Below are 17362 nucleotides of genomic sequence, written 5' to 3'. Positions count from 1 at the left end.
ATCATGGCGGTGGCGGACCGCCGGTGAGCAGGGTCGAATCCCCTGTCCCGTCCGGGACCTTCGGCCCCCGTGGACCCGGGCCGGTCAGCGCCCGGCGCCCGCGCCGGACAGCGCGGGAAGCAGGTCCGGCAGGGCGGCCGGGCGGCCGTACCGCCAGCCCTGACCCTGCCGGCAGCCGATCGCGGTGACCGCCGCGTGCTGCGCGACGGTCTCCACCCCCTCGGCGACCACGGCCAGGTCGAACGCGCCGGCCAGCCGGTTCACCATCTCGACTGTGGCGTACGCGCGGGCGTCGCCGGCGTCCAGCCGGGACACGAACGACCTGTCGATCTTCAGCTCGGTGGCCGGGATGCGGTGCAGGTAGCTCAGCGACGAGTAGCCGGTGCCGAAGTCGTCGATAGCGATTCGGATGCCCAGGTCGCGCAGCTGGGACAGCCGGTCCAGCACCGACTCGCTGCCCTCGATCAGCGCCGACTCGGTCAGTTCCAGGGTGAGCGCGCGGGGCGGCAGACCGGCCGCGCCGACCGCGCCGGTGACGGTGGCGATCAGGTCGGGCCGGCACAGGTGGGCAGCGGCGATGTTCACCGCCACGGTCACGTCGGGCGCGTGCTCGCGCCAGGTGGCCGCCGCCCGGCACGCCTCGTGGATGACCCACCTGTCGATGGCCACGATCAGCCCGGTCTCCTCGGCCAGTGGCAGGAACCGCGCCGGGGTCAGCACGCCCAGGCGGGGATGCCGCCAGCGCACCAGCGCCTCGGCGCTGCGTACCGTGCCGGTGTCCAGGTCGACGATGGGCTGGAACTCCATCAGCAACTGGCCCTCGTCCACCGCCCGGCGCAGGTCGGCGATCAGCTCGGCCCGGCTGACCGCCGACTCGCGCAGTTCCGGCGTGCACGTGCGGTAGGCGGCCTTGCCGGCGGCCTTCGCCGCGTACATGGCGATGTCGGCGTCGCGGAGCAGGTCGGTGTGCGAGGCGTGCTGCGGCCCGTACTCGGCGATGCCGATGCTCGCCGACGGGTGGACACCGAGGTCCTCCTCGCCCGGCAGCGGTTCCAGCGCGGTCAGCAGCCGGACCGCGAGCCGCTCCGGTGACACCTGGCGCTCCCCCGCCACCAGCACCGCGAACTCGTCGCCGCCGAGCCGGGCGATCATCCCGTCCGGGCCGACCGCGTCCCGCATGCGCTCGGCGGTGGCGGTGAGCAGCCGGTCCCCGGCGGCGTGCCCGAACCTGTCGTTCACCTGCTTGAAGCCGTCCAGGTCGAGCAGCACCACGGCGACCGGGCCGCCGGCGCGCAACGCCCGACGCAGCCGCCGGACGAACGTCAGGCGGTTGGGCAGGCCGGTGAGCTGGTCGGAGTACGCGAGCCGGCGCAGCCGGCCGACCAACCGCAGGTTCTCGTTCGCGGCCAGCCCCTGGCGCAGCGCCAGCACCCCGAGCAGGCCCATCATGCCGACGAAGACCACCTGCGGGGTCTGCCCGCTGGGCTGCCGCGACAGCAGGACCGCGACGATCGCGCCGCCCACCGGCAGGTACGGCAACGCGACCCGCCACCACGGCGGCAGCGGCGAGTCGACCACGTCGTCCTCGCCGTCCCCGTCGGACGGAGGCGGATAGCGGGTGGCCAGGCCGACCAGCAGGTAGCTCAGCGGCCAGCAGACGTCGACCGGGTGCCCGGGCGTGTAGTCGCCGCGTGCGACAAGCGATACGTAGACGGCGTCCGCGCCGGACCGGATCGCCAGGCCCGCCCCGATCACTGTGAGCGCCCGCCACATCGGCCGGCCCGGACCGGCCACCGCGACCAGGATGGTGAGCTGCATCAGGTCGAACATCGGGTAGAGCAGCCCGAACGTCCGCATCGGGTCGGCCAGCTCGGCGTCGGTGATGCGGTGGAACACCACCACCCAGCCGATCGGGATGAGGGCCAGCCCGACGATCACCCCGTCGAGCAGGGTGCGGGCCCGGCCGATCACGCTACGCGGGCCGGTGCGGGCGCACAGCAGCGCGCCGGTGCCGGTGACGATGCCGGCGGCGAACAGGCCCGCCACCAGCGGAGTGTGGGGCAGGCCGAGCCCGCCGAGCCGTTCCACGGTCCACACCGCACGGCCGAGCGCGGCGAGCATCATGGTGGCGGCGAGCAGTTCCCAGAACCGGCGCAACGTGGCCGGCTGACGTCGCGCCGCGCCGACGCAGAGAACCGCCGCCCAGCTCGACACCGCCATCGCGCCGACGTCGCTCACGAGCGCCGCGCCGGGCAGCCGGGCGGCCAGCCAGGCCATCTCCCCGAGTACGACGACAGCGGCCGCGACGAGTCCGACACGGCCGACGAGCGGATGACGGGCCGGCGCCGCGGCGGCGAGGCTCACGTCGTGCTGGGATACAACGATGCGCTCCGGCTCTCTTCCAGACGTGCACCCTCGACGACGAGGACCGGACGGCGCAAGCCTAGCCAGCGCCGGGGACGGCCGCCAGGGTCGACGACTGTCGGTCAGCGGACCGCAGGCGGATGCCGGTAGAGGGAGACCAGCACGCCGTAGCGCGGCTGCCCCGGCGGCGCCTCCTCGGCCTCGCCGACCAGTTCGTCCAGCGTGGACCGCAGGCGCCGGGCCTGGGCCGGGGTGAGCCGCAGGTGCCGCAGGTGCACGAGCGGGTCGGGGTCGCCAGCGAGTTCCTCGGCGTACGCGCCCAGCAGGGCCGCGGTGGCGCCGGCGTCGGTGTCGGTGCCGACGAGGCGGCGGAACGTGCGTTCGTGATAGCGCTCGGTGCCGCCCCGGACCTGCCGGCTGTGCGCCGGGCGGACCATGCCCGCCTCGGTCAGCACCCCGAGGTGGTGGGCCACAGTGCCCTTCGCCGCGCCGAGGCGGCTGGCGAGCTGGCTGAGCGTGGCGGGTCCGGCCCCGAGCGCGAACAGCAACCGGTGCCGGAACGGGTGGGCCAGCGCCTTGAACTGGGCCGGCTCGCGGATCTCCAGCGGATCGTCGGTCACCGCCAAAGCGTCTAGTCCTCTTGACGCTTTTGTCAACCGGCTGTTCTACTTCTCACCCACCACGAGAACGGGGCCTCGATGGATCCGGACCAGATCACCGCCACCGTCGAACGGGCCGCCGCCCTGGTCGCCGACGAGTACGTCCTGCCCGACGTCGCCGACCGGGTCGCCGGCCGGCTGCGCGCGGGCCTGCGCGCCGGCGCGTACGCCGAGGCGGGCGACGCCGCCACGCTCGGCGCGCTCGTCACGGCCGACCTCCAGTCCGTAAACGGCGACCTGCACCTGCGGCTCAAGCACCACGAGCAGCCGCTGTCCGACAAGGCCGACGACCCGACCGGGGAGCACTTCGCGCGCCTCGCCGCGCTCGGCATGGGCGGCGTGACCCGGGTGCAACGGCTACCAGGCAACGTCGGGCTGCTGGAGATCAAGCCGTACGTGTTCCCGCCCGACCTGGCCGGCGACGCGCTGACCGCCGCGCTGCGGCTGCTCGCCGGCACCGACGCGCTCCTGCTCGACCTGCGCGGCACCGAGGGCGGCAGCCCGGACGGGGTGGCGCTGATCTGCGGCTGGTTCTTCGCCGAGCCGACGCACCTGCACACCATGCACGAACGCTCCGGCGCCACCCGCCAGTTCTGGAGCGCCGCCTGGTTGCCGGTCCCCCGGTACGCCCCGGACAAACCGGTGCACGTGCTCACCGGCCCTGCGACGTTCTCCGGTGGCGAGGAGCTGGCGTACGACCTTCAGCAGTTCGGGCGGGCCACAGTGGTCGGTGAGCCGACCCGGGGCGGCGCGCACCCCCGGATCGGGCACCGGCTGCACCAGCACCTGGAACTGACGGTGCCGGTGGCCCGGCCCGTGCACGCGGCGAGCGGCACGAACTGGGAGGGCTCCGGCGTCGCCCCGGACGTGGAGACCCCGGCCGACCGGGCACACGACGTCGCGTACCGCCGGAGCCTGGAGGCGCTGCTGGCGGCGGACCCGGACCGGCCGACGGCGGCCGAGACGCGGACGGCCCTCGCCGCCCTGGGCTGAGCCGCGCCGGTCAGGACCAGTCCTCCGCCGGGGCCGGATCCTGTGGCGTGGCGGCCGTGCCGGGCGGCCCGCCGTGCGTCCACGGTGTCTCCTCGGGCGCGGGGAACGCGCCACCCGGCAGGAACCCGTCGGAGAGGCTGGTCAGGCAGATCCGCTCGCCCACCTCTGGAACGCTGCCGGGCGGCGCGGTCAGCCCCCGGCCCATCCCGCCGGACAGTTCCAGCACCACCTCGGTCTTGCCGTCGCCGCCGGGCGTCACGAACACGACCTTCGCCTTCTGCGCCGGGCGGGCCGGGGAGTACAACGTCGCGCCCACCGGCATCGGCACCGGCTCGGTGGTGACCACCTGGATGCGCGGGCGCAGCACCGGCCGCTTGCCCGAGTCGTCCACCCGCGCCGGGTCGGCGAGCGTCACCTCGCCGACGAACGCCTCCCCGGACAGCCGGTGCTCGGCCATCACCAGCGGATCGTCGTAGGCGCGCTGCACCGCCCACGCGGTCGACGCCCGTTCCAGCCGCTGCAACCGCAGCGCCGCCGCCACCGCGCCGTCGCGTCGCGGCTGCGGGCCGCCCCCGGCGTCGGCGTGCTCGGCGTGCGCGGTGAACGCGTCCCGGTCACCGGCCCACCGGCCGGTCACCCGCGCGCCGGCCGGCAGCGTCCGCAGCAGCCCGACGCCGCGCCACATCAGCTCCCAGGTGGGCGTGAGCTGGTCGCGCAGCAGGCCGGCGAGCTCGTCGTACGCGGCCGCGCGGGCCGCCGGGTCGTCCTCGGCCCGGGTGTACGCCTCGATCGCCGGGGCGAGCCGGCGGTTGTCGAAGTCCGGGTCGGTGGCCGGCCCGGCCGGCGGGCAGTGTTCCGGGTCCTCGGCACGGACCGCCGCCTCGGCGCCGGTCAGCCCGGCGGGCGGGTCGAGCCAGCCCAGCACCGCCGGCAGATGCAGATCCTCCACCACGCTCTGCCCGGTCGCCCAGTGCAGCGTCAGCGCGTCGGTGAGCGCCAGCAGAGCCGACGAACCGGGCTGCTCGGCACGCTCGGCGAAGAACGTCAGCCAGCGGCCGAGCAGCGGCACCGACTGGTGCACCGGATAGTCGCCGTCGGTACGGCGGAACCGGGTCGAGCGGCCGAACAGCCGCAGGAACGTGATCCCGGCCGGGTTCGGCACCAGCAGTTGCGGCGCGTCGACGTACCGGTGGCGGACGTCGCGACCCCGGTCCACCGGCACCGCCTCGGTCAGGTCGCGGAACTCGTCCAGGTACGGCAGCACGATCGCGGCCAGCTCGGCGGCGAACGCGAACCGCTGGTCCCGGTTGCGCGGCTGCGGCACCACGAGCAGCCGGCCCTCGTCGGGCGCGGCGCCGACCATCGCGGCAAGCGGGGCGTTCGCCTCACCGGCGAGCGCGAGCGGCACCACCACCAGCGGCCGCTCCGACAGGTGCAGGTGGCGGACGGTGGCCACCGGCTGGGCCCGCCCGGTGGCCACCGCCTGCGCCCGGGCGAGCGCGCGCAGCGTACTCACGCGGTTTGCCCCGCTAGGGCGTCGGCGCGCAGGCGCGCGGCGGCCCGCAGCAGCGCGGCGGCCTCCGCCTGCTCCGGTTCGGGCGCGGCCACGCCCTCGGCGAGCGCCAGCACGTCGGCCACCTCCTCCACGCCGCCCAGTGCCTCGCGGACCGGCCGGCCCAGCGCGCCGGTCTGCCCGCGCGCCTCGTGCCGGCAGAAGTACGCCAGTTCGCAGGCCGCCAGACAGTCCGGCGCGTAACGGGCGGGCACCTGGTGCAGCGCGGCGGCGAGCGTGGCCGGATCGGCAGCCGGGTCGACGGTGAACCCGGCCGGTACGGCGGCGAGCAACTCCTCGACCCGGGCCATCCGGGCCAACTGACGGCGCAGCACCAGCAGTTGCCGGCGCACGTCCAGCAGACTGGCCACCGGCTGGTTGGCGAAGTCACGCGGGCAGACCAGCACCACGTCGTGCGACACCAGCTCCGGGTCGCGTCCCTCGGCGGCGAGCAGCTCGCGCAGCGCCAGCACGTAGACGGCGGACTGGATCGCGGCGGCGGCGACCTTGCCCGGGTCGGCCTGCCCGTCGATCACCGGAAACGACTTGATCTCCACGACGTGGAACCGGCCGGCCAGCCGGGCCGCGACCAGGTCCGGTTCCAGGTGCACGCGGGTACCCGCCACGTCCAGGCCGAGCAGCGGATGGTCGAACAACGCCGGGCCGTCGCCGCTCGCGGTCAGCGCCGCCCGGGACCGTTCCGGCCGGTCGTCGTCGGCACCGAGGTCGGTCCAGGTGGCGTCAGCCGGGACCGGTACGCCGAGCCGCTCCGCGACCAGGCGCAGCAGTTCCTTCCCGCCGTCGGCCTTGACCTGGGCCTCGAAGGCGTTGCCCCGGGTGATCGCGAAGCGGGACTGGCCGAACCTCGCCGGGAAGCCGAGTTGCTCGGCGAGCGCCGGCTTGTCCGCGCCGGCGCTGTCCAGCACGGCGCGGCGGGTGCAGCCGGGGTTGCCGGTCAGCGCGGCGATGGTGCGGGCGTTGTGCCGCCGGGGCGGCCCACCACCCCTGATCCGTGCCAGCCGATCTTCCACCCGATGAAGTGTAAGGAAGGGCCCCTTGTTAACGCCTCCGGTAGAGGAGGGCCCCCTTGTTAACACGACGCGTCAGCGGCCGGCGGAGCGGTTCCAGGGCGAGCGGGGCGACTGCGCGCCCGCAACCGGGCGACGCCGGCGGCGGTGCCGGCGCCCGGGCGTGCAGGGTGGACGGGCGGCGGTGTGCACCGGCGGGGCGGTCGGGGCGGCGGGCTGCCGGCCGATCAGCCAGTAGAGGAAACGGGTCACTGTCAGCCGACCGGGAGGCGCTGGGCCTCGGCGCGGGAGATGTCGTACTCGGCGCCGCAGAACGTGCACTGCTGCGCGTACCGGGTGCGCAGCGGGATCAGCGGGATGAAGAAGAGGCTGAACTTGGTGACCCGGCGGGTGATCACCTGGGCGGCCTGGTTGCCGCAGTTGCGGCAGACCTGGGTGACGACGCCGGACCGGACGACCTTGGTCCGCAGCCCGAAGATGAAGAACATCGCCCGGCATTACCCACCCGGTGCCCGGGCTAAGCGGGCCCCGGGTGAGTCACCGGAAGGTCAGGCGGGAACCTCGTCGGTCAGCCAGATGGGCTTCCAGTCGGGCACCTCGTGGAAGCGGCGCAACTCGGCCCACCCGGCCACGTTGCCGCTCCACGCCGCGTACGGCGGGTTGCCCTCGTCGAAGCCGGACTGCACGAACGTCAGCTTCGTCCGGCCGTCGGACTCCTCCAGCTCCCAGGACGTCACGCCGACCGGTCCCCAGTCGATGGACAGCGCCCGTCCCGGCGTCACGTCGAACACCTTCGCGGCCTCACCGGCGTCGAGGCCGCCCATCGCGTACCGGCCGCCCTCCCAGGGCTCGACGCCGATCGGGTAGCCGAACCAGGCGGTGACCTGTTCGGAGTCGGTGAGCGACGTCCACACCTTGTCCATCGGCGCGTCGATCACCATCTCGCCGCGCAGGTCGGCGGAGGTGAAGTCGGTACGCGGCAGCAGCGGCCGGCCGTCCAGGTAGTCGTTGAGGTGGGCGAGCGCCAGGTACCAGTACGTCTGGAGCACACCGCGGATGCTGCTGCCGCTCATCGCCTCCGCGTAGTCGAAGTGGCTCTGCCGCAGCGTGAGTATGGTGCCGTCGCCGTCGGGCTCCAGCTCGAACTCGGTGGTGGTCTCCACCCCGTCGAGTGTCCACGCGAAGCGCAGCGTCCGGTCGTCGACGTGCAGCAGCCGCTGGTGTGGCGCGTCGCCCTCGGGCGTGTAGCGGCCCCAGAACTCGTACCGCCGGGGAAGCTCGACCTCGGCGTGCTCGGCGAGCCACACGCGCAGCTCGGCGGGGTCGGTCAGGGCGCGGCGAACGGTCGCCACCGGTGCGGCGAGGCGGGCGCGGATGGTCATCGGCTCAGTCATGCGTGTCGCCTTTCGGGTAGCAGGCCACGGCGAGCTTGAAGGCGTCTCCCTCGGCGCCGCCGTAGCGCGTGAACAGGTCCTGCAGCGTCGTCTGCAGGTCGTGCAGGAACTCCTGCCGCCGCTCGGCGGGCACCCGGATCTCGCCGGAGACGCCGATGGACGGCAGTTCGGGGGCGGTGCGGTCCAGCGCGGCGATGTCGGCCTGGACCTCCTCCATGAGGTCGAGCAGGTAGCCCAGGCTCAGCTCGTCGCGGGCCCGGCGGCTGCCGCCGATGCGGCCGACCAGGCGGGGCGAGAGCCAGTACGACCGGGCGACGGCCTGGTAGATGCCCTCGGTGATGCCGCGCACCTGCCGCTGCGCCACCTGCTCGGCCAGCCCGGCCGCGACGAGCTGCTTGACGTGGTAGTAGACGCGCTGCGGCGTCTGCTCCAGCCGGGTTGCGACCTCGGTGCAGGTGCGGGGCTCGGCCAGTTGCCGCAGCACTTCGATGCGCTGCGGCTTGAGCAGGACTTCGGCCTGCTCGCGCTGTTCCAGATACAGGACGTCTCTCATGGCAAAATCAGTTTGTACGTACAAAACTTCTTTGTCAATGGCTTCGACGAAAGGCCGCGCGGTCCGCGCGGCCTTTCGTCGGTACGACCGGTCAGGGCGTCCAGTCCGGACGCAGCGGGTACCCGTTCACCCCCTCGGGGCCGTTGTGCGTGGCGAGCACGTGGTGCAACTGGATGCCGTTGCGCTCGAACGCCAGCCGGGAGCCGGCCATGTAGAGACCCCACACCTTCGCGGTGCCCGGCCCGACCTCGCCGACGCAGAAGTCCCAGTGCTCGACCAGGTTGCGGCACCAGCCGGCGAGCGTCAGCGCGTAGTGCTGGCGCAGGTTCTCCTCGTGGTGCACCTCGAACCCGGCGTCGTGGATCTCGCTGATCAGCCGGCCCGGACCGGCCAGCTCACCGTCCGGGAAGACGTACCTGTCGATGAACGCGCCGGAGCGGTGCGGCGCCCGGTTGTCGGCACGGGTGATGCAGTGGTTGAGCAGCCGCCCGCCCGGCTTGAGCCGGGAGCGCAGCGCGCCGAAGTAGGCCGGGTAGTTGCGCACCCCGATGTGCTCGGTCAGCCCGATCGAGGAGATCGCGTCGAACTGCTCGCGCGGCGCGTCCCGGTAGTCCAGGTGGCGCACCTCGGCCAGTTCGCTCAGCCCCTCCCGTTCGATCGCCGCCCGCGCCCACTCGGCCTGCGCCTTCGACAGCGTCACACCGAGCGCCTTGACGCCGTACTCCCGGGCCGCGTGCCGGACCATGCCGCCCCAGCCGCAGCCGACGTCCAGCAGCCGCATCCCCGGCTTGAGCGCCAGCTTGCCGGCGACCAGGTCGTACTTGTTCCGCTGCGCCTCCTCCAGCGTGTCGCCGGGGCTGCGGTACACCGCGCAGGTGTACGTCATGGACGGCCCGAGCACCTTCTCGTAGAAGGCGTTCGACACGTCGTAGTGGTGCGAGATCGCGCTGCTGTCCCGGGTACGCGAGTGACGCAGCCCGGTCATCAGCCGCCGCCAGCGCGGGGCCGCCTCCTGGGGCGGGGGCGGCGGCGGGCGCAGCCGTTCCCAGCCCAGCCCTCGGACCAGCGCGAGCGCCTCGCTCATCGCCGGTATCCGCAGCGGCACCTCGTCCTTGATGACCCGCAGCGCCTCGTACGGGTCGCCCGGGTGCACCCCCTCCAGCCCCAGGTCGCCGCTGACGTAGGCCCGGGCCATGCCCAGGTCGCCGGGCGCGGTGAGCAGGTAGGACAGGCCCCGCTCAGTGCGGATCGCCAGGGTGATCCCGGCGTCGGCCGGGCCCACCGCGCTGCCGTCGTATCCGGCGACCCGGACGGGCAGGTCGCCGGTGGTGACCGCGCGGACCACGTCCGCGACTGTGGGTCCGGTACGCCGCCCGCCCGCCGGCGGGCCGGCCGGGACGCTCGCCGCCCCCGGTGTTCGGTCGGTCAGACTCATGCTCGGGATACCGCCTTCTCGTACAGTCCGGTGAGTCGGTGGTCCGGGTCGTAGCGGTCCTTCACGGCACGCCAGGTGTCCCCGCCGTAGAGGCGGTCGAACTCGCCCCGGTCGTAGTACGCGTCGGAGTAGAGCGACTTGTGGCCGCCCACCTCCGACACCATGCGCTCGATCTGGCGGTTGACGTCGCCGTCGGCGGCGCCCGCCGCGATGGGCACGCTTCCCCAGAAGCCGATGTTCACATACGTTTCGCCCGGTTGGAGCGGATATAGCGGCCACGCCTTCGCCGACCCGGGACCGGACGGCTCCCGCAGCCGCAGCGGGCACAGCCACACCGGCGTCATGCCCACGTTCGCGGCGAACCAGCGCAGGAACTCGGGCGTGCGGTCGAGCGGGACCTCGACGTCCTGCACCACCCGCTCGCGGGCCGGGCGGCCACGCCACCTGTCGACCCGGGCGGCCACCTGGTGCCGGTGCTCCAGCCGCACGATCCGGTGGTAGACGTCGCTGCGCCGGTAGCGCCGCGGCCACAGCCGCCGCACCACCGGGTGCTGCACCCCGAACGCCGCCGAACACCAGAACCAGTCGGTGTCCCAACGCCAGAGATAGTCGTACGCGGTGAGCGCGTCCCGGGTGCGCCGGCGCAGCGAGCGGTAGTAGATCTCCTGGCCGGTGTAGTCGGACGGACGCTCGTCGGCCTCGTCGGTGAACGTGCCGAGCACGAGGTACGCCTCGCCGGGGCTGAACACCACCCCGTCCACGGCGTCGACCGGCTCACCACCCCAGGCGCCCTTGGCGACCACCTCGCCGATCGCGTCGACCAGTTCCTCCAGCCGGGTGAACCGGATGTTGCGCAGCGACACGTACCGGCGGACCGATTGCAGCTCGATGCGCAGCCGGGTCGCGTAGCCGAGGCTGCCGAGCGAGTTCGGGAAGGCCCGGTGCAGGTCCGCGTGCTCGCCCTGCGGCCGGGTCGTGACGATCTCCCCCGCGCCGGTGAGGACGTCCATCTCCCGCACCGACTCGTGCGGCAGGCCGTTGCGGAAGGAGGTGGACTCGATGCCCAGGCCGGTCACCGCCCCGCCCAGCGTGATGGTGCGCAACTGCGGCACGACGAGCGGCATCAGGCCGTGCGGCAGCGTCGCGTCGACCAGATCCTCGTACGTGCACATGCCCTGCACGTCGGCGGTGCGGGCCGCCGGGTCCACGGCGAGCACCCCGGTCAGGCCGCTCACGTCCAGGCCGGGCGTACGCGGCGCGGAGCGCGGCCGGAACAGGTTCGAGGTCTGCTTGGCCAGCCGTACGGGTTCCCCGGCGGGCACCGCGGCGTAGGAGCGCCGCAGCGTGTCCACCGCCCGTTCATGATCACGGACAGCGTGCATGAGATCACCTTACGCTCGGGTACGACAATTCGTGGGACGTCCACGGTGGCCTTTCGGCGACTCGCCGACGACGCGCGCGTTACCGTGACCGCCATGCCGAATCCCGCGCTGACCGCTCTCGACCACGCCGGCCTGCCGTACCGGGTGATCCGCCACGGTCCGGTCGCGAGCCTCGCCGAGGCGGCCGCGGCGCGCGGCGTCGAGGTGCCCGACGTGGTCAAGACGATCGTGGTCCGCCGCGGCGAGGGCGACCTGCTGTTCGTGCTCACGCCCGGCGGCCGGGTGATCTCCTGGCCGAAGCTGCGCGCCCTGCTCGGGGTGAGCCGGCTGTCGATGCCCGACGCCGAGGCGGCGAAGGCCGCCACCGGGTACGCGCGCGGCACCATCACGCCGTTCGGCTCCACCACCGCCTGGCCGGTGGTCGCCGACGAGCGGCTGCGCGGCCGGGAGATCACGCTCGGCGCGGGCGAGCACGGCCTCGCCGTCGCCGTCGACGCGGACACCGCGCTGGCCGCGCTCGGCGCGACGGTGGCCGACGTGACCGATGAGGAGCCGACGCGCGCAGCGGTGGCCGGTACGCGACCACCGGCATAGCGTGGAGGACATGCCGAAAGCCGTCTGGAACGACCTCGTCGTCGCCGAGAGCGACGACACAGTGGTGGTCGAGGGCAACCACTACTTCCCCCGTACCGCGCTGCGCGAGGACCTGATCCGGGAGTCCGACACCCACACGGTCTGCCCGTGGAAGGGCACGGCCTCCTACTACACGCTCGAACACGGCGGCGCCACCAGCCCGGACGCCGTCTGGTACTACCCCGATCCCAAGCCGGAGGCGGAGATGGTCCGCGACCGGGTGGCGTTCTGGAAGGACGTCCGGGTCGTCGACTGAGTCACCGTGCCGCCGGTGCGACTGGCACCCGGCGGCCCCGGTGGGTCACCATGCTCCCATGGCCGACCCGCACTCCGACCCGTCCGGCACCGTCTACGGCGGCGCCCGCCGCACCCGGCGCGTCCGGGGCGTCCGGCTGCCCCAGGACCCGCTGATGCGGGTCGCGCTGGGCGTCGGCGTGGCGGGCGTACTCCTCGGGGCCTTCTTCGCCACCGGCGTGCTCGGCGGCGGCGGCGAGCGGCCGGTGGTGCCGGCGGCGGCGGTGCCCACAGCGGCGGCGAGCGAGCCGAGCGCGGAACCGACGGCGGAGCCCACGCCTTCGTCGTCGCCGTCGCCGAGCGCGGCGCCGACCACCCCGGCCGCGCCGGTGGCCACGCCGAAGGTGCTGCGCGGCGTGCCCTCCGGGCGCTGCCTCGGCGTGACCGGCGACGAGGCCGAGGGCGCCCAGGCGGCGCTGGCCGACTGCACCGGCGGGCCGGAGCAGCAGTGGGTGGTCACGCCGGTCACCAACGACACCTACCTGCTCGTCAACGCGGCGAGCAGCAAGTGCCTGGACGTCAACGAGGCGAAGACCGACGACGGCGCGGACGTGCAGCAGTGGTCCTGCAACGGGCAGGCCAACCAGCAGTGGAAGTTCCAGGCGGCCGGTGACGGCGCGGCGCTGCTCGTGGCGGTGCACAGCGGCAAGTGCGCGCAGGTCGACGACGCGGGCACCGAGCCCGGTCGTGAGTTGGAGCAGGCGCCGTGCAGCGGCGCACCCGAGCAGCAGTGGGCGGCCGGCTGACCGGTCGGCCCCGGTGGCGCTGACCTGTCAGCCCCCGGTGGCGGCGGCCCGTCACCCCCGGTAGCTCCAGGCCCGCCGGCCCGCGACCACCGGCAGCGTGAACGCGGGCTCGTCGGCGGGACGGCGGCGTAGCAGCAGCGACAGCCCGGCCGCGCCGATCGACAGCGCACCGGCCACGTACCAGGCCATCGCGTAGTCGCCGAGCCGGTCCCGGACCAGACCGGCGCCGGTGGCCGCGAGCGCGGCGCCGAACTGGTGCGCGGCGAACACCCAGCCGAACACCACCGCGCCGGACGCACCGAACCACTCCCGGCACAGCGCCACTGTGGGCGGGACCGTCGCCACCCAGTCCAGCCCGTAGAACACGATGAAGACCAGCATGCTCGGCTCCGCCGTACCGGCGAACAGGCTCGGCAGCACCAGCAGCGACGCCCCGCGCAACGCGTAGTAGGCGCCGAGCAGCAGCCGGGGGTCGACCCGGTCGGTGAGCCAGCCGGAGGCGATCGAGCCGGCGATGTCGAAGATCCCGACCACGGCGAGCAGCCCGGCCGCTGTGGTCTCCGGCATGCCGTGGTCGTGTGCCGCGGGCACGAAGTGCGTACCGACCAGGCCGTTCGTGGTCGCGCCGCAGATCGCGAAACCGCCGGCGAGCAGCCAGAACGGCCGCGTCCGCGCGGCGGCGGCGAGCGCGCCGACCGCCCGTGCGGCGGCGCCGCCCTCCGGCCGGGCCGGCGGCACGACCTCGGTCGCGCCGTAGGCGGGCCGCCCCAGGTCCGCCGGATGCTCCCGCAACAACCACACCACAAGGGGTACGACCGCCAGCGCGGCCCCGGCGACGACGAGTGCCGCCGTGCGCCAGCCGTGGTCGCGCACCAGCACCGCCAGCAGCGGGAGGAAGACGAGCTGCCCGGCCGCGCCCCCGGCGGTGAGCACACCCGTCACCAGGCCCCGCCGCTTGACGAACCAGCGACCGGTCACCGTCGCCACGAACGCCAGCGCCATCGAGCCGGTGCCCAGCCCGACGAGGACGCCCCAGCACAGCAGGAGCTGCCAGCTCTCCGTCATCCCCACGGTCAGGCCGCTGCCGGCGGCGACCAGCACCAGCGCGCCGGCCACCACCCGGCGGATGCCGAACCGGTCCATCAGCGCGGCGGCGAACGGCGCGGTAAGGCCGTACAGCAGCAGGTTGACCGAGACGGCGGCGGAGATGGTCGCCAGCGGCCAGCCGAACTCGGCGTGCAGCGGGTGCAGCAGCACGCCCGGGGTGGCGCGGAAACCGGCCGCGCCGACCAGCGCGACGAAGGCGACGGCGGCGACGAGCCAGGCCGGATGCAGGCGGGATCGCTTCACCAGCCGAGTCTCGGGCCGGGCGGCTCCTCCGACGAGTGGCCGGAAAGCCATCGTGCGCAATAATCGGGCCATGTCCGTACCGCACCGGGTCGCCGTGCTCGCCCTCGACGGCGTGGTGGCGCTCGACCTCGGCACCCCGGCCCAGGTCCTCGGCGCCGCCCGCGCCGACGACAACATCCCGCTGTACGCCGTGGCGACCTGCACCCCCGGCGGGCTGCCGGTCCGCAGCAGCGCCGGTTTCCAGGTCCTCCCCGATCACGGCCTGGAGCTGCTGGAGCGCGCCGACACCGTGATCGTCCCCGGCATCCACGCCGGCTCGCCGCTTTCCGACGGCACGGTTCCGGTCGAGGTGGCCGACGCGCTGCGGGCCGCGTACGACAGGGGCGCGCGCGTCATGTCCATCTGCACCGGCGCCTTCGTACTCGCCGCCGCCGGCCTGCTCGACGGCCGCCCGGCCACCACACACTGGGCGTACGCGTCGCGCTTCCGCCGCCTGCACCCCGGCGTACCGCTCGACCCCGACGTGCTCTTCGTCGACGACGGCCGCGTGCTCACCTCGGCCGGAGTGGCCGCCGGCATCGACCTGTGCCTGCACGTCGTCCGCACCGACCACGGCAGCGCGGTCGCCAACCGGGCCGCCCGGCGCTGCGTGGTGCCGCCGTGGCGCGACGGTGGGCAGGCCCAGTACATCGAGCGGCCGGTGCCCCGCGGCGCCGACAACGGCACGGCCGCCACCCGCGAGTGGGCACGGCAGCGGCTGCACGAGCCGGTGGCGCTGCGCGAGATGGCGGCGCACGCACGGATGAGCGTCCGTACGTTCACCCGGCACTTCCGCTCCGAGACCGGGCTCAGCCCGGCGCAGTGGCTGCTCCAGCAGCGGACCGAGCACGCCCGGGTGCTGTTGGAGACGACTGATCTGAGCGTGGACCGGATCGCCCGGGCCGCCGGCTTCGGCACCACCGCCGCGCTGCGCCAGCACTTCCACACCCGGGTCGGCGTATCCCCCACCGCCTACCGCCGCACGTTCCGCCCGTCCCCTGCCCCGCGTTCCGCCCCCGCGCTCCACTCTCGTTGATCTTGGAGTTGTGGCGCCTGGAAGGCCGGGCATGCCGGAGTTGTCCACTGCCACAACTGCATGATCGACGGTTCGGGCGGCTCGGCGGTTCGGGCGGCTCTATGGTTCGGGCGGCTCTATGGTTCGGGCGGCTCAGGCGAGGTGGGGCTGGCGGCGCAGGGCGCGGAGCTGGGCGAGGTGCAGCGGCAGGTGCACGCGGATGTGCAGGTCCAGCGCCCTGCCCCAGGGCAGCGAGTCGTCCACGTCCAGGTCGAAGCCCTCGCGCAGCACCGTGTCCACTGGTGTCTCCGCCGCCGGGCCGAGCCGCTCGGCCAGCGCGCACAACTTCTGGCTGGTGGCCCGGAACAACGCGGCCAGACCGTCCAGCCCGCCGCACTCGGAGACCAGCGCGTCCAGTTGGGGACGGTGGATCGTGTCCAGGTCGTAGTAGGCGAACGGCGACCCGGCCAGCACCGCCTCCGTCGCCTCGCTCATCAGCTCGTCGTTGGCGGCGAGGTGCGCGACGATCTGCTCGGCGCTCAACTGCCCTTCCGGCGGCGGCCCGAACCCGCCCGCGTCGATCTCCGCGAACAACTCCTCGTACGCCTGCCGTAGTGCCGGGGCGTCCACCTCGTCCATGCCCGCATCCAACCCTCGCGGCCGCTGCGGCCACCCCGGCTACCGGGCTCGGTTCACCCGGACGCGTGAAGGCCGGCACCCCGTCGTTTCGGGGTGCCGGCCTTCAGCTCTTGGTCTTAGCTGTTCCAGTGCTCGGCGACGAGGTCGGCGGCCTGCTGCTCCCACTGGGCGTAGTGGTCCGGGTAAGCGGAGACCTGGACGGTCTGGGCGGCCTTGGTCAGCGGCATGTCCTGCCAACCGTCGACCTGCTTCAGACCCTTCAGGAACGCCGTCGTCGAGTACTCAGGATCGGTGATCTGCTCCACCGTGCCCCAACCACTGGAGGGACGCTGCTGGAACAGGCCCTGCGAGTCGTGGTCGTTACGGTCACCCAGGTGGCCCAGGTTCTCCAGCTTCGACTCCTGCAACGCCGTCGCGATCGACACCACCGCGGCACGCTCGTCCATACCGGCCTTCTTCGTCGCCGCGATGATCGCCTTCACGTTCGCGGTCTGCTCGTCGTTCAGCTCGATGCGCGACTGCTCACCCTGCACACCGTGCGGGATCAGCTTGTCACCCTGCACCGTGGCCGCAACCGGCTTGGTATGGGTGGTGGTGTCGGCCGCGTGGGCGGCGACCGGACCGGCGAACACGCCACCGGTGAAAGCCAGACCAGCAATACCCAGAACGCTCTTACGCAGAATCGTGTTCATCACAAGTGCTCCATTCGGGGGTCGACGCACCCGCCGGGGGACGGGATACGTGGGCACCGTCAGGCGCTCAAAAAGTCTTCGGGGGGATCTCTCGGCTGCTCGCGGGGGCGGGGCCTCTACGCGGCGCCGGAAGCATGTCCAACGACCAGCGGCCCGGCATCATTCCCGGGCGCCTCACGCCACCACCGGGGGTGCGGTGCGAGCGGTTCACGTCGTCGGAGCCGTGTTCAACGACCAGCCGGCCAGGATCATTCCCGGGCCCTGACGCGTCGTCGCAACCATCGTCAACGACCCGCCGGCCGGGGTGATTGCCTGCGGCTCAGGCCGTCGGAGACGTACTCAACGACCGCGGCCTGGGCTGTGCCCACAGCCGGCACCGCCTCGCTCGGCGGCAGCCAGTGCTCGGTGGTTCACCCGGTTACAACGCCCGGCACCCGCCCACGATTCCGCCACCAGAGTGCCGCCCACCACCCCCAACCCGGACACCCCGCTCTACACCCGGTGATCAAGGAGTTTGCGGCACTTTCCGGCGCTGCCGAGGGCACAAACTCCTTGATCACCCCAGGAGAAACCCTTCCCGGGCGCCCGCAGCGT

General features: G+C 73.6%; 17 protein-coding genes. 5 read left to right on the top strand and 12 right to left on the bottom strand.

Going from position 1 to position 17362, the window contains the following annotated elements:
* Nucleotides 1-84: 84 nt before the first annotated feature.
* Both O7611_RS03485 and O7611_RS03480 read right to left on the bottom strand, forming a co-directional pair.
* Entirely contained in the window at nucleotides 85-2364 is a 2280-nt protein-coding gene (locus tag O7611_RS03485) for a putative bifunctional diguanylate cyclase/phosphodiesterase (RefSeq protein ID WP_269696192.1), read from the bottom strand.
* Between the two features lie 122 nt (nucleotides 2365-2486).
* Entirely contained in the window at nucleotides 2487-2984 is a 498-nt protein-coding gene (locus tag O7611_RS03480) for an ArsR/SmtB family transcription factor (protein WP_194799473.1), read from the bottom strand.
* A gap of 78 nt (nucleotides 2985-3062) precedes the next feature.
* Here O7611_RS03480 and O7611_RS03475 point away from each other — a divergent pair, with 78 nt between their 5' ends.
* Nucleotides 3063-4016: a S41 family peptidase gene (locus O7611_RS03475; protein ID WP_269696191.1), complete on the top strand. Its 954-nt coding sequence runs from the start codon at nucleotides 3063-3065 to the stop codon at nucleotides 4014-4016.
* A gap of 10 nt (nucleotides 4017-4026) precedes the next feature.
* Here O7611_RS03475 and O7611_RS03470 read toward each other — a convergent pair whose 3' ends face one another.
* The 7 genes from O7611_RS03470 to O7611_RS03440 all read right to left on the bottom strand — a co-directional run bounded on the left by O7611_RS03470 (nucleotide 4027) and on the right by O7611_RS03440 (nucleotide 11360).
* Nucleotides 4027-5532 carry a hypothetical protein gene (locus O7611_RS03470; RefSeq protein WP_269696190.1) on the bottom strand — a complete coding sequence of 502 codons (1506 nt, stop codon included), beginning with the start codon at nucleotides 5530-5532 and terminating at the stop codon, nucleotides 4027-4029.
* The gene (locus O7611_RS03465) at nucleotides 5529-6599 is read right to left on the bottom strand and encodes a hypothetical protein (protein WP_194799470.1); all 1071 of its coding nucleotides are present in this window, start codon (nucleotides 6597-6599) and stop codon (nucleotides 5529-5531) included. The genes O7611_RS03470 and O7611_RS03465 overlap by 4 nt, the downstream gene beginning before the upstream one ends.
* A 251-nt stretch (nucleotides 6600-6850) precedes the next feature.
* Entirely contained in the window at nucleotides 6851-7084 is a 234-nt protein-coding gene (locus O7611_RS03460) for a zinc-ribbon domain-containing protein (protein WP_194799469.1), read from the bottom strand.
* A 60-nt stretch (nucleotides 7085-7144) separates the two neighbouring features.
* A complete protein-coding gene (locus O7611_RS03455; protein ID WP_269696189.1) occupies nucleotides 7145-7990 on the bottom strand; it encodes an SRPBCC family protein in 846 nt (281 codons plus the stop codon).
* Nucleotides 7983-8543: a winged helix-turn-helix domain-containing protein gene (locus O7611_RS03450; protein WP_269696188.1), complete on the bottom strand. Its 561-nt coding sequence runs from the start codon at nucleotides 8541-8543 to the stop codon at nucleotides 7983-7985. The genes O7611_RS03455 and O7611_RS03450 overlap by 8 nt, the downstream gene beginning before the upstream one ends.
* Before the next feature lie 91 nt (nucleotides 8544-8634).
* The gene (locus tag O7611_RS03445; RefSeq protein WP_194799466.1) at nucleotides 8635-9978 is read right to left on the bottom strand and encodes a class I SAM-dependent methyltransferase; all 1344 of its coding nucleotides are present in this window, start codon (nucleotides 9976-9978) and stop codon (nucleotides 8635-8637) included.
* The gene (locus O7611_RS03440) at nucleotides 9975-11360 is read right to left on the bottom strand and encodes an FAD-binding oxidoreductase (RefSeq protein WP_194799465.1); all 1386 of its coding nucleotides are present in this window, start codon (nucleotides 11358-11360) and stop codon (nucleotides 9975-9977) included. The genes O7611_RS03445 and O7611_RS03440 overlap by 4 nt, the downstream gene beginning before the upstream one ends.
* Before the next feature lie 93 nt (nucleotides 11361-11453).
* Between O7611_RS03440 and O7611_RS03435 the strand changes: the two genes are divergently transcribed.
* The 3 genes from O7611_RS03435 to O7611_RS03425 are packed head-to-tail and all read left to right on the top strand — an operon-like array spanning nucleotide 11454 to nucleotide 13033.
* Entirely contained in the window at nucleotides 11454-11954 is a 501-nt protein-coding gene (locus O7611_RS03435) for an aminoacyl-tRNA deacylase (RefSeq protein WP_269696187.1), read from the top strand.
* Between the two features lie 10 nt (nucleotides 11955-11964).
* Nucleotides 11965-12249, top strand: coding sequence for a DUF427 domain-containing protein (locus O7611_RS03430; RefSeq protein ID WP_194799463.1), 285 nt, complete (start codon nucleotides 11965-11967; stop codon nucleotides 12247-12249).
* Nucleotides 12250-12307: 58 nt separating this feature from the next.
* Nucleotides 12308-13033 (top strand): RICIN domain-containing protein, encoded by a 726-nt coding sequence (locus O7611_RS03425; RefSeq protein ID WP_194799462.1) that lies wholly within the window; start codon nucleotides 12308-12310, stop codon nucleotides 13031-13033.
* 51 nt (nucleotides 13034-13084) lie between these two features.
* Here O7611_RS03425 and O7611_RS03420 read toward each other — a convergent pair whose 3' ends face one another.
* Nucleotides 13085-14383, bottom strand: a complete 1299-nt coding sequence (locus O7611_RS03420) for an MFS transporter (RefSeq protein ID WP_269696186.1) — start codon at nucleotides 14381-14383, stop codon at nucleotides 13085-13087.
* A 70-nt stretch (nucleotides 14384-14453) separates the two neighbouring features.
* Between O7611_RS03420 and O7611_RS03415 the strand changes: the two genes are divergently transcribed.
* Complete coding sequence (locus tag O7611_RS03415; RefSeq protein WP_269696185.1) at nucleotides 14454-15458, top strand: GlxA family transcriptional regulator; 1005 nt, start codon at nucleotides 14454-14456, stop codon at nucleotides 15456-15458.
* Nucleotides 15459-15590: 132 nt separating this feature from the next.
* Here the strand turns inward: O7611_RS03415 and O7611_RS03410 are convergent, their stop codons facing one another.
* Nucleotides 15591-16076 carry a hypothetical protein gene (locus tag O7611_RS03410; protein ID WP_228531604.1) on the bottom strand — a complete coding sequence of 162 codons (486 nt, stop codon included), beginning with the start codon at nucleotides 16074-16076 and terminating at the stop codon, nucleotides 15591-15593.
* Nucleotides 16077-16192: 116 nt separating this feature from the next.
* Complete coding sequence (locus tag O7611_RS03405) at nucleotides 16193-16768, bottom strand: hypothetical protein (protein WP_269696184.1); 576 nt, start codon at nucleotides 16766-16768, stop codon at nucleotides 16193-16195.
* Nucleotides 16769-17362: the final 594 nt, after the last annotated feature.

It is taken from the genome of Micromonospora sp. WMMC273 (assembly GCF_027460285.1).
GTDB classification, from domain to species: Bacteria; Actinomycetota; Actinomycetes; order Mycobacteriales; family Micromonosporaceae; genus Micromonospora; species Micromonospora aurantiaca.
The sequence above is the reverse complement of the archived record's forward strand: the minus strand, read 5'-3'. Positions and strand labels throughout refer to the sequence as shown.